We start from the raw sequence: 25,068 nt of genomic DNA, 5'->3' as shown, positions 1-25,068 counted from the left end.
AAAGTAAAAAATGAAAAGAAGTCAGCATACCATGGCCATAGGTAAAACGCTAAAATTAGGTGGAAATCAACCTATTTTATTTTCTGGTCCTTGTGCAGTCGAAAGCCTGGATATTTGCCTGGAAATAGGGAGCACTATTAAGAAGCTTGCGGAAAAACACGGTTTTGGATACGTCTTTAAAGCTTCATTTGACAAAGCCAATCGAACCTCTACTGATTCCTACAGGGGTATTGGCTTTGAAAAATCCTTGCAGGTTCTTCAAACAGTTGGCAATACGCTTAATGTACCTTTGGTGACAGATGTTCATGAAAGTAATCAGGTAGATGCAGTGGCCGATGTAGTCGATGTTTTGCAGATTCCTGCATTTCTATGTAGGCAGACAGATCTTTTACTAGCTGCCGGAAAAACCGGTAAAGCCATCAAAATAAAGAGAGGTCAGTTTATGGCTCCTGAAGACATGCAATATGCCGTGGATAAAGTTCGGTCTACTGGAAATAATAATGTAGCACTCACTGAAAGAGGCTTCTCACTTGGCTACCATAACCTTGTGGTAGACATGCGTGCACTTCCAATCATGCGGCAATTTGCTCCTGTAATATTTGATGTTACCCATAGCGTACAACAGCCGGGAGCCAATAAGGGAAGTAGTGGGGGGCAACGCCAAATGGCACCCTATCTCGCAAGAGCTGCCGGAGCAGCTGGAGTCGATGGCTTTTTTATCGAAACCCACCCAAACCCATCTGAAGCTTTGAGTGACGGCCCAAACATGGTCCCTCTTGATGACATGGACAACTTTCTTGCCATGCTTAAAAGTGCTTGGATACTCGGAGATCAATTTAAAAATTATTCGCTGTCATGAGAAAAGTAAAGTTCAGTTTCTATCTTCTGCTGGTATTCCAATTGGCTTTTCTAAGGACCGCTTTTTCTCAAAGCCAACTGGTGGCCAATGAAATCAGAACGATACTCGAAGGAGACAGCACTTTTTTGAACACACTTTTTGACGAAAGCCCCCTACATTCAAGAACAGAATTATTTACCTTTTATTCCGACAGGGCTTTTGAACCAGGATGGTCTGACGACCTAATATTGAACTGCAATGCCCTGGAATTGCGACTACTTATACATCATGCTGCATTTGAGGGATTAATCCCAGAAGACTACCACATTGATGCTATCAATGGCTTCTTTGAAAAATATTTCACAGGAACCCCCTTAACAACACACGAATTGGCCAAGGTAGATTTTTTGCTTAGTGATGCATTTATCGTTTATGCCAATCATATTTATGGAGGGAAAGTCAATCCGGAACATATTAATGATTCCTGGGAAATCATGCAAAAAGGAAATGCGCCTGAGGTTTTGGAAAAACTTAACCTTGCTGTTTCCCAAGACAATGTCAGGGAACAGCTATTTAGTCTCCAACCCAAGTTTGCCATTTACACCCGCATGAGGCAATCCATGATAAAGTACATAGAACTTCAAAAAAAACAAGCTGCTAAAGACTGGGAAATCCTAACAGTAAAGGAATCCATTGAGCTTGCACAGACAAGCCCGTTGGTGAAAATTATCAGGGAAAGATTATTGTTTTGGGGTGATTTAAAGGCTTCCGCCAATCAATCTGAAACTGAGGAAGTTTATGATTCTCTTTTATTGGCAGGTGTCAAGCTTTTCCAAGAAAGAAATGGCCTAAAGGCAGATGGGGTCCTGGGTAAAGCTACCATCGAGGCATTGAACAAGAGCCCTAAAGACCTCATCAAGCAGGTCGGTGTAAATATGGAACGCTTAAGGTGGCTTCCGGATACTACGGTTCAAGAAATGATACTTGTGAACATTGCCAATTACGCCATGGATTATATCAGTAAGACGGATACCTTGCTGCACACCAATGCTATTGTAGGTAAATCGTATAGAAAAACACCTGTCTTCAATGCCCCTATGTCCTATTTGGTATTTAGCCCTACTTGGACAGTACCTCCTACAATATTAAAAAATGATGTGCTTCCATCAATTAAGAAAAATCGGAATTATTTAGCGTCCAAAAACATGCGGATACTTGATTATTCAGGAAAGGAAATCAATCCCTCTGAAATCAACTGGAGTACCGTAAACAGCAAAAACTTCAAATACATCGTAAGGGAAGATCCCGGAGAGAGCAATTCTCTTGGGAAAGTGAAGTTTATGTTTCCAAATAAGCACAATGTTTACATTCACGATACTCCTGCAAGAACGCTTTTTTCCAAAGAGGAAAGGGCTTTGAGTTCGGGATGTATTCGTATCCAACAGCCATTTGAGTTGGCCAGGTTATTACTTGCAGACCAACCTTTATGGACAGATGAGCTAATAAAAAAGGCAATGGCAGCGAATAAAGAAAAATCTGTTACCCTTACAAGAAAAATCCCTGTCATTATCCTTTACCTTACTTTCTGGACAGACAGCAAAAATACCGACCAGGTTAGAAAAGATATTTACTCAAGAGATGATGAACTTTTCGATTTATTGCAGAAGCCTTTGAAGTAAACTTTTCAAGATCAAGTTGGCAATGGCATTTATCCTGCTGATAAATGCCCGATATAAGCAGATTGATTTTTATAGGTACCTTCGCTGGCATGAATAAACAGGCAGCTTTTATTTTTTATCAACTCAACGATTTCCTCAAAATTATCATCGGGTAGTGCAGGACAGCCCAAGCTTCTGCCCAGCCTACCATGAAGCTTAACAAATGAATTCTCCGCATAGTTGGCGGCATGCATTACTATTGCCCTAAGTCTAGCATTGTCATTGATTCCTTTTTCCATCCCATCCAGCCTTAAGGATTTGCCATGCTTTCCTATATAGGCTTCACCAGTAAGATAAAATCCAAGGCTACTCATATAACTTTCCGGAACATTCGAGAATTTTTTGGCATGAAGTTCACCGGAGTTTTTACCATGAGCCACCAAGGAAACATATTCCAAACCTTGATTTCGGATGTCTATTATCCAAAGCCTTTCCTCTGAGGAGGGCAAATCAAAATCAATAATTGTCAATGGTTTTCCTTCTTCAAGCAAGCCATCATTTACCATTTTTTGATAACCTTCGTAGGCCATCAACAACACCTCTTTTTTCAACGACTTTTGGTCCGACCGGATACTGTCCCAAATTTCTTCTATTGAAGACGCTACCTTATCTGATGCAGGTGCTGCTTTCTTAAAAAATTCATGTAACTGGGTGTCTTCGAAGGAGAAAACCGGAAATACAATAAGAAGGGTAAAAGCGATAATTTTAATCATAAATTAATTTATTGAAAAGAAAATTTACACACTATCTAATGTAAAATTGGAGAAACAATATTTGTGAATGAAAGGCTGAATTAAAATCTAAACCGTTCCGTGCAGAAACAAATTCTATTTCTTCTTATTTGTAACAGCACTAAACGTAGTAAAATTCCCGCTTTTTGGAAATAACCTAACCCTGAAAGATCAGGTATTCAAAGACTAAGCTACAAATCTTCCAAGATTACAACAGTTTTTCATGAAAAATATTTCACTTCTATTAAAAATTATTATTCGGCTTTATGGCTCCAATTTTTATTTAATTCAGGTGAAAAACTTTAACCTCAATTAATCTTTGCCACCCCTAAAACGGTCCCCTTGACCTCCCTTATCACCTGATTAAACTTAACCAATGGAATAACATTCCCCATAATTTAATTAATTTTGAACCGATAACCCCTAATTATTTGTTCTTTCGGTTGGAATAAAAAAAGGGGGGATTAAAGCGAGTTACAATACTTTTAACAAAAAAGCTACTTAACGTTTTTATTCCATTGGTGGTTGAATACTATCAAAACAAACAAAAATGCAGACCGTCTGTTAGAGAATTTATGAAAGTAGCCATCTACCGAAAGGAACATTTTAATGCTGCCCATAGGCTTCATAACCCAAAGTGGTCGGAGGAGAAAAACGATGCCGTTTTCGGGAAGTGCAACAATCCCAGCTATCATGGTCACAATTATGATTTAGTCGTAAAATTGTCAGGTCCTATTGACCCTGACACTGGCTATGTCTACGACATGAAAAAACTGAAGGATTTAATTAAGGAGCACATAACAAGTAAATTTGATCACAAAAACTTAAATTTAGATGTCGATGAATTCAAAAACCTTAATCCAACTGCAGAAAACATTGCTGTGGTTATTTGGAATATTTTGAGAGAAGAAATTGAATTAAAATACGACTTAACAATTCGATTATATGAAACAGAAAGAAACTTTGTTGAATTCAGCGGGGATTGATCTCAATCAAACCATTGACGACTTAGGAGACGAACATATTTCTTCCTCCCATGAGACACCATTGAGGGAAGATGCTTTTGAAATGGACGATGACCTAAAAATGGAATTGATTGAAAACCATTTTAAAGGAATCATGAATATCCTTGGGCTGGACCTCAAAGACGACAGTCTTAAGGGAACGCCCAGGAGAGTAGCGAAAATGTTTGTAAAAGAAGTTTTTTCTGGATTAGACCCTAAAAATAAGCCAGAGATAAAATTATTTCAGAATAAATACCGGTACAATGAAATGTTGGTAGAGAAAGACATAACCTTTTTCTCCCATTGCGAACATCATTTTGTACCCATTTATGGAAAGGCGCATGTAGCATATATTTCCAAAGGAAATGTAATCGGGTTGTCTAAAATCAATCGTATTGTCCAATACTTTGCTAAAAGGCCTCAAGTTCAGGAGAGGCTTACTGTGCAAATTGGCAATGAACTAAAAGACGCACTGGGAACAGATGACGTAGCAATAATACTGGATGCGGACCATATGTGTGTATCCAGTAGAGGAGTAAGGGATACTACGAGTAGTACCGTCACCTCATTTTATAGTGGTCAATTTGAAAATGATCCTCAAAAAAGAAATGAGTTTCTGAAATACATTTCAATGACAAGGTAATTTGTCATAAGCTACCCCAATAGCCTTCAACAAGCTTCATTAGCAAAGCTGCCACCCCTGGAAGATGGCAGCTTTTTTTGTACCCCTATTTTTTTTTTAGTGGTCTATTTACTTTTTTTAAGGAGATTATTAAACAATTTGATCATTAATTCATTCTTATAGGTAAACAATGAATGAATAGATGAAGGGAAAGAACATCGTAATTATTGGGGGAAACAGTGGTATTGGTGAAAAAGTCGCCGAAATTCTTGCCAGCGAAGGGGCCAATGTTTATTCCTATTCAAGATCTAAAACAGGTCCCAATCAATTGGATGTATTGGATGATTTTGAAGAAATACCGAATTTACCTGAGCTTGTACACGGCTTGGTATACTGCCCCGGCACAATCAACCTTAAACCTTTTAAGCGGCTCAAGATAACAGAATTCAGACAGGATATTGAGATTAATTATTTGGGAGCAATTAAAACACTTCAATGTTTAGAGGCCAGGTTAAAAAAAGTTAAAGCTGCCTCTGTAGTTCTATATAGCACTGTGGCAGTGCAGTCAGGCTTAGGTTTTCACAGCTCGGTGGCTGGAGCCAAGGGAGCCATAGAAGGGCTTACAAGATCTTTGGCTGCTGAGTGGGCAACTTCAGGGATTCGTGTAAACGCTATTGCTCCATCCCTTACTGACACTCCCCTAGCAAATGCTTTGCTTTCAACAGATGAAAAGAAAGAAGCTGCTGCTAAAAGACATCCTCTAGGAAGATATGGAACAGTGGAAGACATTGCCTCTTCAACCGCATTTTTATTGTCAGATAAATCATCCTGGATTACTGGTCAGGTATTAAAGGTAGATGGCGGTATGTCAGTAATTAAATAATTATTTAGTTCATTCTATTAATGGATCGATAAAAGTGAAGATAGTAAGGGATCGTCCCTAATACCAAAATAGCAGAGAAATGAGGACTCCACCGGAATCATATTTGATTTTTAAAGCAGAATTAAAAAAGGCAAAGCTTGAAAAAGAGCAATTAAGAAAAGAGTATGAAGAGAATTTGGCTGAGATTAACCGGGAGCTTTCACGACTAAAGGAACAAATTTTAGCTCAACAAGAATTGATGAAAACCACTATCAATTATGCAATAAAGCTGGAAGATGATCTAGGGAATTTCAAAAAGGAAGTTGAAAGCAATAAAAAAAATACTAAAAGCGCTTTTCATTAAATCTATTACTCATTTTAATCGTAGAACAATAGGTAACAGGCAAGCAATTAACCAATTATGACCGACACCTTAAATAAATCTGCACTGCAAAATTTTGAAGTATCTTTTGAAGAAAAGTACGCTCAGGTTTTAACGAATAAATCCAAGGGGATAATCATTTGTACACTATTGGTAGACTATGTCCCTATAGCCGATTTTAAAATAATTTTCCACCAAATTTCTTCATTAATTAAAAATGGTAACTATCATAAATTTATTTTTGACAAAAGAGCTTTAAGAGCATTTCACCAACCTAGTATGGAATGGTATTTTCTGGACTGGAAAACGGAAGTTTATCAATATGGAATCAAAACCCATAGAAAAATATTACCCAATGAAACCTGGTTTGTAAAAATGGTTATGATCGCAAAAAAACAAATTTTAGAGGATCATCCAGGAAACATAATCAATGATCTGGACATAAAATATTGTGATACTTTAGAAGAGGCAATCCTAAATTGATGAAACATTATACCAAAGAAGCACTGCTAGAGGCGGGAAAATCTTATAATCGAAATTTCGTAAATAGCTTAAGCGGGTATAAAAGTTTAAATTTAATAGGAAGCATCAACGAAGATAGTTCAGAAACCAACCTAGCGCCATTTAGTCAGGTTTTCCATGTTGGCGCCAATCCTCCAACGATAGGCATTTTATTTCGTCCACATTCAGTGGAACGGCATACCTTGGAAAACATCCTTCAAAACGGTCATTTCACGCTCAACCATGTATCGGAGTCTTTTTACAAAGAAGCACATCTTTGTAGTGCCAGGTGGAGTCAGTCTGAGTTTAAAGCAACAGGCCTTAAGGAAGCGTACTTGAACAATTTCAAAGCTCCTTTTGTGAAAGAAAGCCCATTAAAAATCGCTTGCTTATTGAAGGATAAGATCACATTGGCTGTAAACGAAACAATTTTAATTATCGGAACCATTGAAGAAGTGTGGGTAACGCCAAATGCCGTAGAAGAGGATGGTTTCATCGCGCTTGACAAACTGGGGACCATCACCATTTCAGGATTGGACAGCTACCATACTGTAAATAAACTAGGCAGATTGGCCTATGCCAAACCTTTTCAACCGACCAAAGAAATATGACAAATCCTTATCGGGGTTTAATTTTGATAACCTCGATAAGGATTTGAATTACATAGCTTTCAATTTATTAAGAGGAAGGGATAGCTTTATGATTACCTGACAGAATAAGATTGAGCAAAAGAACGACCTCCCGGAGTAAGCCCTTCCACTCTCAATTGTCCACTAAAATCTTCTAAAAACTTGCCAACAACTTCAGGGTCTTTTGCAGGTTCATCGTTAAGACTGGTAAGGATAAAACCTTCTCCAAATCCTAAATCTCTCAGGTATCCCCGAGTCATCGAGCTTAGTTTTATTCCATAAGGGATCCCATAACGATCCATTTCAATTGCATTGATGGTTTCTAGTTTGGCTCCTAAAAGTGGGGAGGAATAAAAAGATCTTTTGATCACACCAGTCCCCCCTAGGAGATTTTGTAAAGTAACCTGGACATTGTTCTGTTTCCCTCCTCTTAGGTAGCCAATTGTCACCTTATCACCAGGGTAATAATAAGACAAGGCCTCCTCAAAGCTTCCTTTACCAGATATTGCATTCCCACCAACCTCAACAATCACATCATTTACCTTGATTCCGGATTTCTCTGCCGCTCCGTTTCTGATAACGTGGGAAACTATAACGCCATCTAAAGATTTAAGGTCCATTTCGTCTGCACGATCCGGAGTAATGGTTGCGACTTCAACCCCTGGTATGGCTTTTTGAACTTCGCCAAACCGAATAAGGTCATTGGCGATTTTGGTAGCGATATCTACTGGGACGGCAAAGCCATACCCAGTATAAGAACCTGTTCTACTCAAAATTGCCGTATTAATCCCCACCAATTCACCTTTTATATTCACCAAGGCTCCTCCTGAATTCCCTGGGTTTATAGGGGCATCTGTCTGAATGAAGGATTCCAGAGGAAATTCCCCACCCATTATATTGATTTGTCTTTCTTTTGCAGAAACAATCCCTGCCGTCACTGTGGAAGTAAGGTTAAACGGGTTACCTACTGCCAAAACCCACTCTCCTATCTTCAAAGAACGACTGCTACCGATTTCAATGGCTTTAAGATTTTCTGCTTCAATCTTCAGCACCGCGATATCGGTATTGGCATCAGAGCCTATCAAACTTGCCTTATACGTTCTCTTTTTATGGATTACTTCTATGGTTTCGGCTTTATCTATTACATGGTTATTGGTAATAATATATCCATCGGCTGAAAAAATCACACCCGACCCCGTACTGACGGTTTGTTGCGACATTCCCTGACCGAAAAAATAATCAAAGACACTGTACCTTCGGGAATCTGTGCCTGAGAAATTTTTAATGAAAACGACTGAGTTGGTACTGTTTTCTGAGGCATCCACAAATGAATCCGGCATCAGGCTCATTTGTGACACCGAAGGTCCATTTGAATGAGCCAAATTGGTAAGTTTTGGGCTTGGGTTTTCCTGAATCGAAGTATAATTCTCAGTTTTATCAATTAACAAATCTTTACTTAAAATCTCTTGAAACACCCATGCACCTATTATCCCACTAATAAAGGCCACAAAAACTAATTGAACATTTTTTAACATAACTAAAAACATTGAGTCCATTACCAAATACGACTTTTCGCTTTTTTAAGTCAATTTATTTAACATTTTTTAAACAATTTAGGGTAAAAAAAATCAAGGCATACCCTTTTTCAAATTTGCATCAAAAAAACATCTTCTTTAAAAAGTATGAAAAAAACGGGAATACTGGTTTTACCTTGTAAATTTGTAGGTAGAAGATAACGTAAAGTGCCATGTTCAGCACTGTGCTTTTTTGAAAGTAAAAAATTTCCATGTCTACAAATAAACGTGTGGCCATCTTAGGCTCAACAGGTAGTATAGGTACCCAAGCTTTAGATGTAATTCAGCAACATTCTGATAAATTTCAAGTAGAAGTACTTACTGCTCAAAATAACAAAGACCTCCTAATTAAGCAAGCGATTGCTTTTCAACCAAATGTTGTAGTTATTGGCAATGAAATTCATTATCAAGAAGTAAAAGAAGCACTGAGTAATCATCCTATCAAAGTATATGCTGGCGAAAAAGCCATTGCATCGGTAGTAGAAATGGAAACGATTGACATTGTCCTGACAGCTTTGGTAGGCTATGCAGGATTGATGCCTACGATCAAAGCCATTGAAGCTGGTAAACCTATTGCCTTAGCCAATAAAGAAACTTTGGTAGTTGCAGGAGACCTTATCACTAAGCTTGCCAAAGAGAAAGCGGTTAATATCTACCCAGTGGATTCAGAGCATTCTGCCATCTTTCAGTGCCTAGTAGGGGAATTTCATAACCCAATCGAAAAAATCATACTTACTGCATCAGGCGGGCCTTTTAGGGGTAAAGGCCGTGATTTCTTAAAAAATGTCACCAAAGAGCAAGCCCTTAAACATCCGAATTGGGATATGGGTGCGAAAATCACAATAGATTCCGCATCTTTGATGAACAAAGGACTGGAAGTAATAGAGGCAAAGTGGCTTTTTGGATTAAAAGCAGATCAGATTGATGTAGTAGTTCACCCGCAATCAATCATTCATTCGCTGGTACAATTTGAAGACGGATCGATAAAAGCGCAACTTGGACTCCCGGATATGCGTATTCCTATTCAATTTGCCTTATCTTACCCTGATAGGATTAAATCTAATTTTCAGCGGTTTGATTTTATGGATTACCCAAGCCTTCAATTTGAAAAACCAGATAGGGAAACATTTAAAAACCTGGACCTGGCATTTGCAGCCTTAAAAAAAGAGGGAAATGCTGCTTGTTCTTTAAACGCTGCCAACGAAATAGCAGTGGCAGCATTTTTGCAAGACAAGATCAAATTCCTAGAAATGTCTGATCTTATTGAACAGACCATGGATAAAATTAGTTTTATTAAAAAACCAAGTTTGGACGACTTAATTGCGACCGACAGAGAAACAAGAATAATTTCAAAAGAATTAATTAGTAGAAAATAAAGAATGGATACATTAATAATGGTAGCGCAATTGCTACTCGGCTTGTCGATTTTAGTAGGCCTACATGAGTTGGGACACCTTCTAGCAGCAAAAATGTTTGGAATGAGGGTTGAAAAGTTCTCCATAGGATTTCCCCCAAAAATAATCGGTTTTCAATGGAAAGAAACTGAGTATTCAATAGGCGCAATTCCTTTGGGAGGCTTCGTCAAAATCTCCGGAATGGTAGATGAATCACTCGATGCAGAACAAATGTCTGCTGAACCTCAACCTTGGGAGTTTCGCTCCAAGCCTGCATGGCAGAGACTGGTAGTAATGCTGGGAGGTGTAATTGTAAATGTAATAACTGGAATTATCATTTTTGTATTTCTGGTATACAGTAAAGGTGAAACCTATTATTCCAGAGATCAGGTGATTGAACATGGTATTGTAGCTTATGATATCGGTGAGCAAATAGGATTTCAGGATGGAGACAAAATACTGGACATCAATGGACTACCTTATGAATCCTTAAACGACCTGAGTGGCGGAAATGCCTTGCTTAGCTCTGATGGCTATTATACGATCGAAAGGGATGGAGAGCGTATGAAAATTAATATCCCCCGAGGTTTTATAAATTCCTTTTCAAATGAGGAAAGCATGTCAAACTTCATTAGCATTCGTTTTCCTTTTACAATTCTAGAGGTGAATCCTAAAGGAACAGCTGTGAAAGCAGGAATTCAAAAGGGTGATAAAATAATTGCCGTCAATGATCAACCTATTCAATATTTCAATGAACTTCAAAAAGCGCTCGGGGAACATAAAGGCGAGTCTGTTGATTTGACATTGGTGAGAGATCAGCAGGAGATCATTACCAGTTTGGATGTTATGGAGGATGGAACTGTTGGTATTGCCGCAGACAACTTAATTGAACCGGTAGTTAAAAAATATACTTTTGCTCAATCCATTCCAATTGGAACAGAAAGAGCTTTTAGCGTGGTAATAATCAACGCAAAGGCCATGGGTAAAATGTTTACTGGTGAAGTATCTACAAAAAATGTCAGTGGACCAATAGGGATGGCTAAAATTTATGGTTCTACCTGGGACTGGACCAAATTCTGGTCCATTACAGGTTTGATTTCCATGATATTAGCCTTTATGAACTTGCTTCCTATTCCCGCATTAGATGGTGGTCATGTAATGTTTTTATTGTATGAAATGGTTTCTGGTAGAAGCCCCTCTGATAAATTTCTTGAAAATGCGCAAAAAATTGGAATGGTCCTTTTGTTAGCCATCATGGTATTTGCAATAGGTAATGATATTCTTAAGCTTTTCACAGGTAGCTAATAAGCAAATTTCTTTATTATGGGGAAATAAAATATCCCCATTTTTAATTTGCCCCTAATTTTTATTGCCTGCCAATTTGTAAAAGGAAATAAATTGGCATAGGCCTTGGACTAGGCTTATTTAATAACCTGTTTAATAGGGGTTTTTCTTATTTCAATAAAATAACATGACACATTATCTGTCATAATGTCTGTATGAACAATAACGACAATCAATTATATCATTCACTTATGTTGGGGGATTTTTCGGGAGAAGGAGATCTTATTCAGTTAATCACTGATGACGAAGATGAAAACAGCATAAAAGAAGAAAACTACGCAAAAGAAATACCCATACTCTCCGTAAGAAACACGGTATTGTTTCCTGGTGTAGTTATCCCGATCACTGTAGGAAGACAGCGATCCATAAAGCTTATAAAAAAAGCCCAAAAAGGGGATAAACTTATCGGGGTGTGCGCCCAAAGAAATCCCAATATTGAAGATCCCTCATGGGATGATATTTATCATGTTGGTACCCTTGCTAAAATTGTAAAAATGATCGTTCTTCCAGACGGAAATACCACCATCATTATACAAGGCAAAAAACGTTTTAAAATCGAGGAAGAGTTAACAGAAGACCCTTATTTTCAAGCAAGTGTAAGTTATTTAGATGAGACTTTCCCTAAGGATGACAAAAAAATAGAAGCCCTAGAGCAATCGCTTAAGGAGTCAGCATTTAAAATATTGCAGTTAAATCCTGAAATACCCAGAGAAGCTCAGGTAGCACTTGACAATATTGACAGCACTTCTTTTCTTACACATTTTCTTTCATCAAACATCAATGCACCAGTAGAATCAAAACAAAAACTGCTGGAAATAAATGATGGCATAGAACGGGCCACCCTATTGCTTGAGTTTATGATGAAAGACATTCAGATGCTCGAACTTAAAAATGAGATCCAAAAAAAGGTGCATACTGATATTGACCAGCAGCAGAGGGATTATTTTTTAAGGCAGCAGATGAAAGTCCTTCAAACAGAATTAGGAGATGAAGGGCCGGATAAAGAAGTAGAAGAACTAAGGCTTCGGGGCAAAAAGAAAAAATGGCCCAAAGATGTAGCTACTCAGTTCAACAAGGAACTGGATAAAATCATGAGGATGAATCCTGCTACTGCAGAATATCCCATTGCCATCAATTACGCTGAAGTATTGGTTGATCTTCCCTGGAATGAATTTACTACCGATAATTTTGATCTGAACAGAGCCAAGAAAATTCTAGACAGAGATCACTCTGGACTAGATAAGGTGAAAGACAGAATTATTGAATACCTCGCGGTGCTAAAATTAAAACAGGATCTTAAAGGTCCTATCTTATGCCTTTATGGCCCTCCAGGAGTTGGTAAGACTTCATTGGGCAAGTCTATCGCCAAAGCATTGGGGAGAAAATACGTGAGGATGTCTCTGGGTGGACTACATGACGAATCAGAAATAAGAGGGCATAGAAAAACGTATATTGGAGCCATGCCCGGCAAAATTATTCAAAACATGAAAAAGGGAAAATCCTCAAACCCTGTTTTTGTTTTGGATGAGATAGATAAAATAAGCACAGACTTTAGAGGAGATCCATCTTCCGCATTTTTGGAGGTTTTGGATCCTGAACAAAACAGTGCATTCGTGGACAATTACGTTGAAGTAGACTACGATTTATCCAAAGTACTCTTTATTGCCACTGCCAACACCCTTGAAAATCTTCAACCTGCTCTTAGAGACAGAATGGAGATCATAGAGGTTACAGGGTATACAATGGAAGAAAAGGTAGAGATTGCCAAAAAGCATTTGGTCCCCAAACAAAGAAGAGAACATGGTCTTAAATCTAAAGACATCTCTTTTTCCAATGACGCTTTAGTTAAAATCATAGAAGATTACACCAGAGAGTCTGGCGTTAGAAGCTTGGAAAGGCAGATCGGTAAAGTAATTCGAAACATCGCCAAATCTATAGCGATGGAGGAACCTTACCAAAAAAAGATAACCACTGCTTCTGTAAGGAAAATTCTTGGTGGAGAAATATTTGACAAAGAGATTTATCAGGACAATTCTATTGCTGGAGTAGTTACAGGACTGGCTTGGACTTCAGTAGGAGGAGAAATTCTATTTATTGAAGCAAGCATTAGCAGAGGTAAAGGTAAACTGACGCTTTCGGGTCAGTTGGGTGATGTCATGAAGGAATCAGCCATGACCGCCATATCTTATTTAAAATCCCATGCAGACATGCTGGACATAGATTATCGTGTATTTGATCAATATGACTTGCATATACACGTGCCCGCTGGTGCAGTACCGAAAGACGGGCCATCAGCAGGGATTACCATGCTTACAGCTATAGCCTCCATATACACCCAACGAAAAGTCAAACCCAAGTTGGCAATGACAGGTGAAATTACGCTAAGAGGTAAGGTAATGCCGGTAGGTGGTATTAAAGAAAAAATCCTAGCCGCAAAAAGGGCTGGAATTGAAGACATCATCCTTTGTAAAAGAAATCACAGAGACATTGAAGAAATCGATGATTCTTACCTAAAAGGGGTACAGTTTCATTTTGTCGATCAGGTAAATGAAGTTTTAGCTTTGGCTCTTCTCGACGAAAAAGTATCTAATCCTGTGAAGTTCACCTTTGATGATGGGGGAAAGAAATCTGAAGCATTGTAAAGAATTGAAAAAATGAATGATTTAACACCAAGGCAAATTGTTGCTGAACTGGATAAATATATCATTGGCCAAACGGAGGCCAAAAGGAATGTTGCCATTGCTTTAAGAAATCGGATTCGCCGACTAATGGTGAAATCTGATCTCCAAAAGGATATTGTGCCAAATAATATACTAATGATTGGCTCTACGGGTGTAGGTAAAACAGAAATTGCCCGAAGACTGGCTAAAATTGCCAATGCCCCATTCACAAAAGTGGAAGCTTCCAAATTTACTGAGGTTGGCTATGTAGGGAGAGATGTGGAGTCTATGGTTAGGGATTTGGTAGAACATGCTGTCACCCTTGTTAAAGAAGCTAAGAATGAAGAAGTAAAGGAAAAAGCGGCAATAATCGTGGAAGACATGCTTCTGGATATATTGATTCCTCCTGTTAGAGGCACGGGTTTCAGTACCTCTAATCAAAAGGAGGATTTCAACCCCGACAATGCCAGCGAACAGGAACTCAATGAAAAGACGAGGGAAAGGTTCAAGGAAAAATTAAAAAATGGAGAACTGGAAGAAAGAAAGATTGAAATCAACGTGAAACAATCTTCTCCAGCTGGTATTGGCATGGTAGGCAATGGCATGATGGACGAAGCCAGCATGGCTGGAATTCAGGACATGCTTAGCAATATGATGCCCAAACGTACGAAAAAAAGGAAAGTCACCATCTCTGAAGCCAGAAAAATCCTAATGGAAGAAGAGGCTGCCAAGCTGATTGACTTTGACGAGGTCAAGGAACAGGCAATACATCTAACTGAAAACAACGGCATAATATTTATTGATGAAATAGATAAAATAGCCTCCAGTTCAGGTAAATCCGGTGGCCCAGATGTAAGCAGAGAGGGTGTACAAAGAGATTTGTTACCAATAGTAGAAGGAAGTGCGGTCAATACTAAATACGGCTTGGTACATACAGACCATGTATTATTTATCGCAGCAGGTGCTTTTCATGTAAGCAAGCCATCTGACTTAATTCCTGAATTGCAAGGAAGGTTCCCTATTAGGGTTGAATTGACCAGCCTCACGCAGGAGGACTTTTATAAGATATTGAAAGATCCGAAAAACGCCCTAACGAAGCAATACCAAGCTTTGTTTGAGTCAGAAGAAGTCTACTTGGAATACACAGACGATGCTATTCAGGAGATTGCTGCCATAGCCTTTAGCATCAATGAAGAAGTAGAAAACATAGGCGCCAGAAGACTTCATACAGTTATGAGTCATTTATTAAATGACTACTTGTTTGATGTACCAGATAGTATTGGCCCAAATAGCAAGATCATGATTACAAAAGAGCTGGTCAATGAAAGACTAAATTCTTTGGTGAAAAACAGGGATCTTTCACAATACATATTGTAACAAAACTATTGTTCGGAATAGGCAATTGAGACCTTAAATGCTTGGACCTTTCACAAATAATGAAAAGACCCCTTGGTGCTATTATCAATTGATAGCTAGTCTCTAAGAGGCCTCATAAGGTAAGCGAACAGCTTTTCCTATTTCGGATGAACCATGTGGTAAATTGCCATCAGGTATTGTCAGGCACAATACCTGATGGCAACATTGGTAGCTTATAGAGCTTAACCCCCGATGCATCATCAATAGCATTGCGCAAAGCCGGGGCTATACACACTATGGGGGCCTCACCTGCTCCCGAAGAAGGCAAATCGGCTCGATTCAAGAGTACAACTTTCATTTTAGGGACATCTTTAAACCTGGGCACCCTGTAGGATGTCAGACTAGCATTGGTCAGGTTTCCGTCTTTATAATCCACCGCCTCAAAAAGAGCTCCACCTAATCCCTGCAGTACACAGCCAGTAACCTGGCTTTCCAAATGCCTGGGATTAATGATCACTCCGCACTCAAAAGCCGTCACCACCTCTCGAAGAATCAATTTCCTGGTTTTCTTTTCGACTTCAACCTCGACAAACGTAGCGACAAAGCCACCTTTAACGGTCCCACAGGCCATTCCATACCCAATATTGTCTTGTGCCTTTTGTCTTTCCCAATCAAAGGCTTGAGCAGCGGCTTTAACGACGGCTATTAACCTGGGATTTTCCAGATGTCTTAACCTAAATTGTAAGGGATCTTCACCTATTCCAATGGCCAGGTCATTTACAATGGACTCCATGGCAAAAACGTTAGCGGTAGAGGACAAAGCCCTGTAAGAGCCTTGCCTTAGAGGGGAAGAAGAGCGGTGAAATTCAAGATGTTCCTTAGTTCCTAAATAAGGGAAATCAATTCCAGCGGATCCCGAATTAAAGTTGTGAAACTCCCAGGAAGAAATTTTACCTTCGTTTAGTGATGCCCGGACTTGAATTAACCCAGCAGGTCTAAAATAAGCCCACTTAAATTCTTCCTCTCTGGTCCAACATACTTTCACTGGCTTTCCAACATGTTTGGCCAACCTGGCGGCCTCCAGTCCTACCTCACTTGTTTGTTTCCCTCCATACCCTGAACCTGTATCAGGCACGTAGACTCGAATGCTATCAACAGGCAAATCAAATGTTTTCTGTAAATCTTCATGTAGCCCAAATGGTCGTTGCGTTCCCGCCCATACTTCCAATTGTCCATTTTCCCAAGAAGCTAAACCTGCTCTGGTCTCTAAGGGTACATGGGCGATATAGTCTATCTCAAAACTTTTATCCAACTTAATCTCGGCGCTTTCATAGGCATCAACAACCGCTTCACTCACCATTTTCTTCTCCGCAGCAGTATTGACTAAATGTTCAAAGAGTTCTGACCGTCGTATAGGAGCGCTACGGTCCCAGGTACTCTCAATGGAGGCCAGAGCAACAGCGACTGTTAATGTATCCGCTGCTGTAACACCAATAAAATCACCTTCCCTTACTACATTGACCCCAGGGATTTTTTCAGCTGCGCTAGTATCCGCATCTAGTAGTTTCGCTCCATAGGCGGGTGGCCTTAGCACCCTGCCAAAAACCATATCCGGCAAAACCATATCAGAAACATAGCGGTGTTTCCCTGTTATAAAGTCCCTACCATTAATTTTGGGGATTGAGTGGCCTGCAACCTTCCATTCTTCTGGAGCTATTGTCTTTACATTTTTATTGACCTTACTCAAAAGTTGCTTTCCCTTCACCAAGTCCCCAAAAGACAAGCTCTTATTCGACATAGCATCGATGACCATCCCCTCTCTTAAGAATAGATTGGAAGGCCCAATTCTCCATGTCTTTTGCGCTTCTTCCAGTAATATCTCTCTAAGACTTGCTCCAGCCATTCTTAATATGGGAGAAATCTGGAGAGTGGTAAGGCTTCCGTAGGTTCCTCTGTCATATGGGGTCAGCGCAGTATCCCCCATGATCATATTTATAGCATCAGGGGCAACAAATAGTTCTTCTGCCACCACCTGACTTAGCGAAGTCCTTATATTTTGACCAATTTCTACCTTTCCGGTGAAAACGGTAATTTCACCTACGGGTGAAATATGAATCCAGGATGAAATAAGATCCTGGTCAGGAAAAGCAAATTGCTTTTCCTTGGCTTGCACAGCTGATGCGACAAAGACATCCGACCAAACGATGTAGGTGGCTATCCCTGTTCCCATATATTTAAAGAAACTTCTTCTGGTAATGCCACCAATAGACGGTGAGGGTTTATTGATTTCTTCGGATTGCTTTTTGTTTGCTTTAGATTTCATTGTCCACCCTCTTTTTGACTTAATTTTTCAAGTGCATTGATTATAGCCGGGTAAGTACAGCAGCGACAGATATTTCCGTTTAACCCATCTATTAATTCCTGAACCTTAGCGTTTGGTTGTTTTTTTAGCAAAGCGGCGGCAGTAATGATCATGCCCGGTGCGCAATAGCCACATTGAAAAACATCCTCTTCCAGAAAAGCTTTTTGTACTGGATGAAGTTCGCCATTCTCGGCCAAACCTTCTATGGTTATGACCTTTTTACCTGAAACTGATGTAACCGGCGTAATACATGAGGGAGTAGGAATGCCATTGACTAAAACTTTACAAGCGCCACAAGCCCCTTCGCCACAGCCATATTTGGTCCCTGTAAGGTCCAATTTATCTCTCAGGATTTCCAGTAGACTTGGGTTATTAATCACTTCTACCGAATATTCTTTATTATTTACACTTATTTTCATTATAAAATCTGGAATTATTGCAATGATTTATAATTTATGAAATTTTTCATACTATAACAACAAGCAGGTTATATCCGTTAAAATATTGATTCTCATTGTGATTTATTTTTCACATATCCTTGAATTCTTTGGTGGACAAGCACATTTTAAATAATTTTGGGATTCGAAATTTTAATACTGTACACATTTTCTAACAAAAACAGTATAATTTAACATGGGATTTGCCCTAAACTAATTTCAATAAAAAATCGCACGAAAGACAGGACAACCCGTTTCCAATGTGAGAATAGAACCAATCAGATGAAAAAAAGAGCTGTTATTACAGGAGTGCATGGCTGGGTACCCGATTATGTACTTGACAACAAAGAACTGGAAACCATGGTAGATACCAACGACGAATGGATCACCAGTCGTACAGGTATCAAGGAAAGGAGAATTTTGAAAGGGGAAAACCAAGGGACTTCAGTTATCGGTACAGCAGCAGTAAAGGGTTTATTAGAAAAAACCAATACCAACCCAGAAGATATCGATTTGATAATCTGTGCAACCGTAACTCCGGATATGCTATTTCCTGCGACAGCCAATATCATTGCACACAATGTAGGTGCGAAAAACTGTTACAGCTTTGATATTTCTGCTGCATGTTCAGGCTTTTTATATGCGCTGACTATGGGTAGCCAATTTATCGAAACTGGTGCACACAAAAAGGTCATCATCATAGGTGCCGATAAAATGTCCTCAATTGTTAACTACCAGGACAGGTCAACCTGTATTATTTTCGGTGATGGCGGTGGTGCCGTATTGTTAGAATCTACTGAAGAAGATCTTGGAATTATGGACTCTATGCTTCATACTGATGGATCAGGGGCCAATTACCTACGAATTGAAGCAGGTGGAAGTAAAAAACCAGCGACAATAGAATCAGTTACTGCCAGGGAGCACTTTGTTTTCCAGGAGGGTTCAACCGTGTTTAAATTTGCTGTAACCAATATGGCGGACGTAAGCGCTCAGATCATGAAGAAAAACAATTTGACGGCTGAGGACATCGCATGGCTTGTACCCCATCAGGCAAACAAAAGAATAATTGATGCTACCGCAAAAAGAATGGGCGTTGGTCCTGAGAAGGTTATGCTAAACATTGAAAAATATGGCAATACTACTGCGGGGACGCTTCCATTGTGTTTGTGGGATTACGAATCCAAATTAAAAAAAGGAGACAATCTTATTTTAGCTGCTTTTGGTGGTGGATTTACCTGGGGAGCAGTATATTTAAAGTGGGGATATGACCCTAAAAGCGTTTAATCAAAAACAAAGCAAATATGGCAAGTACTGCTGATTTTAAAAATGGCCTTTGTCTGGTGTTCAATCATGACATTATGACAATCGTTGATTTCCAACATGTAAAACCTGGGAAAGGGCCAGCATTTGTTAGGACAAAGCTAAAAAGTCTTACCAATGGAAAAGTCCTTGATAAAACTTTCAATTCAGGCGAGAAGGTCACAACAGCTCGTGTTGAAAAAAGACCCCATCAATACATTTACAGTGATGATATGGGTTATCACTTCATGGATACTACAACTTTCGAACAAATTCCAATTGAGGAAAAACTAATTGAAAGGCCAGAACTATTAAAGGAGGGGCAATTGGTAGATATTCTAATCCATGATGAAACAGAGACTCCTTTAGGCGTGGAGCTTCCAGCATTTGTAGAATTAATGGTGACCTATACAGAACCTGGCATCAAGGGTGACACAGCCACTAATACACTTAAACCTGCCACACTTGAAACCGGAGCAATAGTAATGGTTCCATTGTTTGTAGATCAGGACATTATGATCAAGGTAGACACCCGTGACGGATCCTATTCAGAAAGAGTGAAATAATACTCTTAACGTAAAAATTATTCATTAATTTACATAGTTTTACTTAAGTTAATAATCAAGTATATTTGAAACAGGGTTGCTAAACATTGGGCTACTCTCAAAGAAATAGATTTATGAAAGCAAAAGAGATACAAGAATTAATTGACTTTATTTCCAATTCCGGACTAGCAGAGGTCAAAATAGAGACGGACGAGTTCAAGCTTTCCATCAAAAAGAATTCGGATACTCCTGTAGTTAAAAACTCAGAAAACCATATCCCTCAATTCACCCAGGCAGCTCCTCCCGCCCCTGTAGAAACAATTAGTGCACCTGCAACAAACTATCTAGAAGTAAAGTCACCTATGATAGGTACCTTTTACAGGTCACCTAACCCTGATGCTGAATTCTTTGTGAATGTGGGTGACTCCATTCAAAAAGGGCAACCTGTTTGTATCATTGAAGCGATGAAACTATTTAATGAGGTAGAATCAGAAGTTTCAGGTAAAATCGTGAAGATTTTGGTGGATGATGCTTCCCCTGTAGAATATGACCAACCTCTGTTTTTGGTTGAACCTCAGAATTGATTGTTTTCTAACCAAATCGACTTTATATAGTGTTTAATAAAATATTAATAGCAAACAGAGGGGAAATTGCCTTAAGGATCATTCGTACCTGTAAGGAAATGGGAGTAAAGACTGTCGCTGTCTATTCCACTGCCGATAAAGACAGCTTACACGTACGCTTTGCAGATGAAGCGGTATGTATAGGTGCCCCCCCAAGCAAAGATTCCTATTTGAATATCCCCCGAATTATTGCTGCTGCAGAAATTACAAATGCCGATGCCATCCATCCTGGCTATGGTTTCCTTTCTGAAAATGCTGAATTTTCACGGATTTGTGAAGAATACAATATAAAATTTATTGGAGCCAGTCCTGATATGATCAATCAGATGGGGGATAAAGCTACCGCTAAAGCTACAATGGCTGCAGCGGGCGTACCTACTATCCCTGGTTCAGAAGGCTTATTAGAATCAGTAGAAAAAGGACTTCCTTTGGCCGAAAAAATTGGTTACCCTGTTATTCTCAAGGCCACAGCCGGTGGGGGTGGTAGAGGTATGCGAATTGTAAAGGATCCTTCTGGATTCAAAAAAGCATGGGATGATGCCAGACAGGAATCGGCAGCTGCATTTGGAAATGCCGGATTGTATCTTGAAAAATTTGTAGAAGAACCAAGACATATTGAAATTCAGATCATTGGTGACTCTTCAGGAAGAGCATGTCATTTGTCAGAAAGAGATTGCTCCATTCAAAGGCGCCACCAAAAGTTAGTGGAAGAAACACCTTCTCCTTTTATCACAGATGAATTGAGGGAAAAAATGGGCACAGCAGCAATCAAAGGTGCTGAGGCCATCGCTTATGAAGGTGCAGGTACTATAGAGTTTTTAGTAGATAAAAACAGGGACTTCTACTTTATGGAAATGAATACCAGAATACAGGTAGAACATCCGATAACTGAAGAAGTTACTGATTTTGATCTCATCAAGGAACAAATTAAAGTGGCTGCAGGAGAAAAAATTAGCGGAAAAAATTACTTCCCTAAATTATACGCAATGGAATGCCGGATAAATGCTGAAGATCCTGCAAATGGTTTCAGGCCAAGCCCTGGGAAAATTGTAAATCTTCACCTTCCAGGTGGCAAGGGAGTACGGATTGACAGTCATGTATATGCTGGATACGTTATCCCGCCGAACTACGACTCCATGATCGCCAAACTTATAGTAAGTGCTCAATCCAGACAGGAAGTTATTGTGAGGATGAAACGTGCTTTGGAAGAATTTGTGATTGATGGTATCAAAACCACTATTCCATTCCATTTGGCTTTACTGGAAGACCCTGAATTTATTGCAGGAAATTTCACAACCAAATTTCTGGAGGACTTTGATTTCTCTAAGATAAAAAAATCCTAACTGTATTAAAGTATTATAAGTCCTAGAAATCCATTGAAAAGGAGAAGTTTAAAACTTCTCCTTTTCTTATTTTACCAATTTTTATTTTTTTCAACCGAAAACACAATCATTCGAGGCTTAGCACCTCTGAATGGTCAAAACAATGAGCGTCTTCAATAAAGGAGAACTACCACACCTTTTCCACCGTCAGCAATTCTCAGGAAGGTATCGCAAGCTCGACTTAACTAATTTTGGCGAACTTCAATTCCACCCATGTAATGACCCTATATACTCCCCTGACTTATCACAGACAATCTATTAATCATTAGAAAACAAAATATTGGAGGAACTGAGCCCACTTTAAGGCTATATTAGTAATGATCGACTGAGTTTAATGCTATTCCCTGCCATTCCAGTTGATCCATTGCCTATTTTGATTAAAAAACCACTAATAAAACTCTGAGACACAATATTAAATATTGCTTGTATATTCAGCATTAAATTAGGAAATTGTTCATTATTAACAATTTAAGCAAGGCAGGATATATATGCTTAAGCACTTAACCCAAATATTACTAGTACCCATTGTAATTTTCACCTCTTGTTCAGAAAAAGAATCAGAAGCTGATGTATTGACAACTGGAGATCAAATCAGTTACAATTTTCACATCAGACCTATTTTATCTGACAATTGTTTTGCCTGTCATGGGCCAGATGAAAACAAAAGAGAGTCAGGTTTAAGGCTTGACAGTGAAGAAAGCGCTTATGCGGCTTTAAAAGAAAATCCTGGTGCACACGCAATCGTACCAGGAAAACCAGCACAATCAGAGGTAGTCTACAGGATTGAAACATCAGATGAGGCTGAAATGATGCCACCACCTGAATCAAACCTAAAACTCAGCAGCAGTGAAATTGAAACCATCAAAAAATGGATCAAACAAGGTGCTAAATACCAACCGCATTGGGCCTTCGTTCCTCCGTCCAAAACCAGCCTACCCAAAACTTCAGATACCGAATGGCCAAACAATGAGATTGACCATTTCATATTGGCCAAGCTCGATCACTTAGGTCTCAAACCAAATGATGCGGCGGAAAAAATGCTCCTATTAAAGAGGCTAAGTCTGGACATCACGGGCCTACTTCCAACATTGGAAGTAATGAAGGCGTATGAAACGGACAATTCGGAGGACGCAACTGAAAAGATCATAGACAAGCTACTAAATAGCCCATCCTTTGGAGAACGAATGGCTGTATTGTGGATGGACATTGCACGTTACTCAGACTCTTACGGCTATCAAGACGACAATATCAGGACACAATGGCCTTATAGGGATTGGGTCATTCACGCGTTTAACAAAAACCTTCCCTACGATACATTTATCACCTGGCAGTTAGCCGGTGACTTGCTGCCCAATCCGAATAAAGAGCAGATACTAGCGACCGCTTTTAATAGGAATCATAAATACACCGAAGAAGGAGGCGTAATACCTGAAGAATATAGGGTTGAATATATTCTGGACAAGACCAACACCTTCAGTAAGGCAATAATCGGAATGACCGTGGAATGTGCACAGTGCCATGACCATAAATTCGACCCAATTTCTCAAGCGAATTATTTCCAGATGTATGCTTTTTTCAATAATACGCCTGAACAAGGCTATGAAGGAGATGTGAGTGTTTCCAAACCTGCAAAACATCCCATCATGTGGGTAGAAAAAGAAGACTTGGATGGCATACTGGATTTTGTCAATCATCAAGATACCAGCAAAATTATGGTTTCTGTAATGGATGATTATAAGGACACCTTAAGGCATACTTATGTACTAGACAGGGGTGTTTATGATCAACCGACTACTGAAGTCTTCCCTTCCACCCCAGAAGCCATTCTTAAATTTGACGAGAACAAATATGCCAAAAACCGCTTGGGTTTAGCAGAGTGGACTTTTTCAGACGACAATCCATTAACCGCTAGAGTATTTGTCAACCTTATGTGGCAGGAGTTCTTTGGTGCAGGGATTGTGCGATCAGCAGGCGATTTTGGAATGCAGGGCAAATTACCTACGCATCCGGAATTGTTAGATTGGCTCGCGGTGGATTTCCGTGAAAGTGGTTGGGACGTAAAATACTTGATTAAAAAGATCGTGAGTTCGGCCACCTATCAGCAATCTGCTACGATAGAAAAAAAGAAAGCTGAGAAGGACCCCGACAATTTTTATCTGGCCAGATACCCAAGAATAAGGTTAAATGCCGAAAACATTCGTGACATGATTATCGCTAGCAGTGGCCTAATGTCTAAAGAAATCGGCGGACCTAGTGTCAAACCTTATCAACCCGAAGGCTTATGGGAAGCAGCCACCTCTGGCAGAGGAGAACTGGCAGAATACCGACAGGACAAAGGGGGTGACCTTTACAGAAGAGGGCTGTATACTTTCATCAAGCTGACCTCCCCGCCTCCTAAGCCTATAATTTTTGATGGTAGCAATAGGGATGTGTGCGAAGTAACTAGAAACAGGACCAACACACCATTGCAAGCATTGGCAATGCTAAATGACCCATTGGTACTTGAAGCATCACGTGTTCTTGCCAATAATTTGATAAGTGAAGGGAAAGAAAATGAAGCAGCGATAAAAGAAGCCTTTTTCAGAATTTTATGTCGTACGCCTAAAGAAGAGGAGATGGAGCTTTTACTTCAATACCATCAGGAGGAATTAAAAAGATTCAAACAAAAGCCTGAAACAATACTAGAAACAGTGAAAGCTGGAGAGTTCCCCTTGGATCAATTTAGTGACACACCCGAAACAGCCGCCCTAATGCAAGTAGTGGTAGCCATTTATAATGTAGAAGAAGCGATTACCAAAACCTGAT

21 protein-coding genes are annotated in these 25,068 nt (G+C 39.4%); 17 read left to right on the top strand and 4 right to left on the bottom strand.

The genetic code is table 11. From position 1 onward, the window contains the following. The first annotated feature begins 10 nt into the window (after positions 1-10). A complete protein-coding gene (gene kdsA, locus AC0L7T_RS05310) occupies positions 11-859 on the top strand; it encodes a 3-deoxy-8-phosphooctulonate synthase (protein ID WP_473341445.1) in 849 nt (282 codons plus the stop codon). Beyond that, positions 856-2,517 (top strand): L,D-transpeptidase family protein, encoded by a 1,662-nt coding sequence (locus tag AC0L7T_RS05305; protein ID WP_473341444.1) that lies wholly within the window; start codon positions 856-858, stop codon positions 2,515-2,517. The genes kdsA and AC0L7T_RS05305 overlap by 4 nt, the downstream gene beginning before the upstream one ends. 29 nt (positions 2,518-2,546) lie before the next feature. Here the strand turns inward: AC0L7T_RS05305 and AC0L7T_RS05300 are convergent, their stop codons facing one another. Next, the gene (locus AC0L7T_RS05300) at positions 2,547-3,269 is read right to left on the bottom strand and encodes a murein L,D-transpeptidase catalytic domain family protein (RefSeq protein WP_473341443.1); all 723 of its coding nucleotides are present in this window, start codon (positions 3,267-3,269) and stop codon (positions 2,547-2,549) included. 593 nt (positions 3,270-3,862) lie between these two features. Between AC0L7T_RS05300 and AC0L7T_RS05295 the strand changes: the two genes are divergently transcribed. From AC0L7T_RS05295 to AC0L7T_RS05270, 6 genes are all read left to right on the top strand, one after another. Continuing rightward, positions 3,863-4,273, top strand: a complete 411-nt coding sequence (locus AC0L7T_RS05295; RefSeq protein WP_473341442.1) for a 6-pyruvoyl trahydropterin synthase family protein — start codon at positions 3,863-3,865, stop codon at positions 4,271-4,273. Further along, positions 4,233-4,934, top strand: coding sequence for a GTP cyclohydrolase I FolE (gene folE / locus AC0L7T_RS05290; protein WP_473341441.1), 702 nt, complete (start codon positions 4,233-4,235; stop codon positions 4,932-4,934). Before AC0L7T_RS05295 ends, folE begins: the two co-directional genes overlap by 41 nt. 181 nt (positions 4,935-5,115) lie before the next feature. Further along, positions 5,116-5,796, top strand: coding sequence for an SDR family NAD(P)-dependent oxidoreductase (locus AC0L7T_RS05285; RefSeq protein WP_473341440.1), 681 nt, complete (start codon positions 5,116-5,118; stop codon positions 5,794-5,796). Positions 5,797-5,899: 103 nt separating this feature from the next. Then, entirely contained in the window at positions 5,900-6,139 is a 240-nt protein-coding gene (locus AC0L7T_RS05280) for a hypothetical protein (RefSeq protein ID WP_473341439.1), read from the top strand. 57 nt (positions 6,140-6,196) lie between these two features. Beyond that, the gene (locus tag AC0L7T_RS05275) at positions 6,197-6,640 is read left to right on the top strand and encodes a hypothetical protein (protein WP_473341438.1); all 444 of its coding nucleotides are present in this window, start codon (positions 6,197-6,199) and stop codon (positions 6,638-6,640) included. Continuing rightward, positions 6,640-7,269 (top strand): flavin reductase family protein, encoded by a 630-nt coding sequence (locus tag AC0L7T_RS05270; protein WP_473341437.1) that lies wholly within the window; start codon positions 6,640-6,642, stop codon positions 7,267-7,269. Before AC0L7T_RS05275 ends, AC0L7T_RS05270 begins: the two co-directional genes overlap by 1 nt. Before the next feature lie 92 nt (positions 7,270-7,361). On the opposite strand, the gene AC0L7T_RS05265 is transcribed toward AC0L7T_RS05270, so the two are convergent. Then, positions 7,362-8,822, bottom strand: coding sequence for a S1C family serine protease (locus AC0L7T_RS05265; RefSeq protein WP_473341436.1), 1,461 nt, complete (start codon positions 8,820-8,822; stop codon positions 7,362-7,364). 251 nt (positions 8,823-9,073) lie between these two features. On the opposite strand from AC0L7T_RS05265, the gene AC0L7T_RS05260 reads away from it, so the two are divergent. From AC0L7T_RS05260 to hslU, 4 genes are all read left to right on the top strand, one after another. Then, positions 9,074-10,237 (top strand): 1-deoxy-D-xylulose-5-phosphate reductoisomerase, encoded by a 1,164-nt coding sequence (locus tag AC0L7T_RS05260; RefSeq protein WP_473341435.1) that lies wholly within the window; start codon positions 9,074-9,076, stop codon positions 10,235-10,237. 3 nt (positions 10,238-10,240) lie between these two features. Then, positions 10,241-11,560, top strand: coding sequence for an RIP metalloprotease RseP (gene rseP / locus AC0L7T_RS05255; protein ID WP_473341434.1), 1,320 nt, complete (start codon positions 10,241-10,243; stop codon positions 11,558-11,560). A 194-nt stretch (positions 11,561-11,754) separates the two neighbouring features. Further along, entirely contained in the window at positions 11,755-14,241 is a 2,487-nt protein-coding gene (gene lon, locus AC0L7T_RS05250) for an endopeptidase La (RefSeq protein ID WP_473341433.1), read from the top strand. 12 nt (positions 14,242-14,253) lie between these two features. Beyond that, the gene (hslU, locus tag AC0L7T_RS05245) at positions 14,254-15,636 is read left to right on the top strand and encodes an ATP-dependent protease ATPase subunit HslU (RefSeq protein ID WP_473341432.1); all 1,383 of its coding nucleotides are present in this window, start codon (positions 14,254-14,256) and stop codon (positions 15,634-15,636) included. Between the two features lie 169 nt (positions 15,637-15,805). On the opposite strand, the gene AC0L7T_RS05240 is transcribed toward hslU, so the two are convergent. Further along, entirely contained in the window at positions 15,806-17,938 is a 2,133-nt protein-coding gene (locus tag AC0L7T_RS05240) for a xanthine dehydrogenase family protein molybdopterin-binding subunit (protein ID WP_473341431.1), read from the bottom strand. Beyond that, entirely contained in the window at positions 17,935-18,396 is a 462-nt protein-coding gene (locus AC0L7T_RS05235) for a (2Fe-2S)-binding protein (protein WP_473341430.1), read from the bottom strand. The genes AC0L7T_RS05240 and AC0L7T_RS05235 overlap by 4 nt, the downstream gene beginning before the upstream one ends. A 300-nt stretch (positions 18,397-18,696) precedes the next feature. Here AC0L7T_RS05235 and AC0L7T_RS05230 point away from each other — a divergent pair, with 300 nt between their 5' ends. The 5 genes from AC0L7T_RS05230 to AC0L7T_RS05210 all read left to right on the top strand — a co-directional run bounded on the left by AC0L7T_RS05230 (position 18,697) and on the right by AC0L7T_RS05210 (position 25,067). Continuing rightward, positions 18,697-19,698: a beta-ketoacyl-ACP synthase III gene (locus AC0L7T_RS05230; protein ID WP_473341429.1), complete on the top strand. Its 1,002-nt coding sequence runs from the start codon at positions 18,697-18,699 to the stop codon at positions 19,696-19,698. A gap of 17 nt (positions 19,699-19,715) precedes the next feature. Next, the gene (gene efp / locus AC0L7T_RS05225; protein ID WP_473341428.1) at positions 19,716-20,279 is read left to right on the top strand and encodes an elongation factor P; all 564 of its coding nucleotides are present in this window, start codon (positions 19,716-19,718) and stop codon (positions 20,277-20,279) included. 113 nt (positions 20,280-20,392) lie between these two features. Next, entirely contained in the window at positions 20,393-20,842 is a 450-nt protein-coding gene (accB, locus tag AC0L7T_RS05220) for an acetyl-CoA carboxylase biotin carboxyl carrier protein (protein ID WP_473341427.1), read from the top strand. A gap of 29 nt (positions 20,843-20,871) precedes the next feature. Continuing rightward, positions 20,872-22,224, top strand: a complete 1,353-nt coding sequence (gene accC / locus AC0L7T_RS05215) for an acetyl-CoA carboxylase biotin carboxylase subunit (RefSeq protein WP_473341426.1) — start codon at positions 20,872-20,874, stop codon at positions 22,222-22,224. A 527-nt stretch (positions 22,225-22,751) separates the two neighbouring features. Then, positions 22,752-25,067, top strand: a complete 2,316-nt coding sequence (locus AC0L7T_RS05210) for a PSD1 and planctomycete cytochrome C domain-containing protein (RefSeq protein ID WP_473341425.1) — start codon at positions 22,752-22,754, stop codon at positions 25,065-25,067. Position 25,068 lies beyond the last annotated feature (1 nt).

It is taken from the genome of Cyclobacterium sp. 10D3-21, assembly GCF_055809755.1.
The sequence above is the reverse complement of the archived record's forward strand: the minus strand, read 5'-3'. Positions and strand labels throughout refer to the sequence as shown.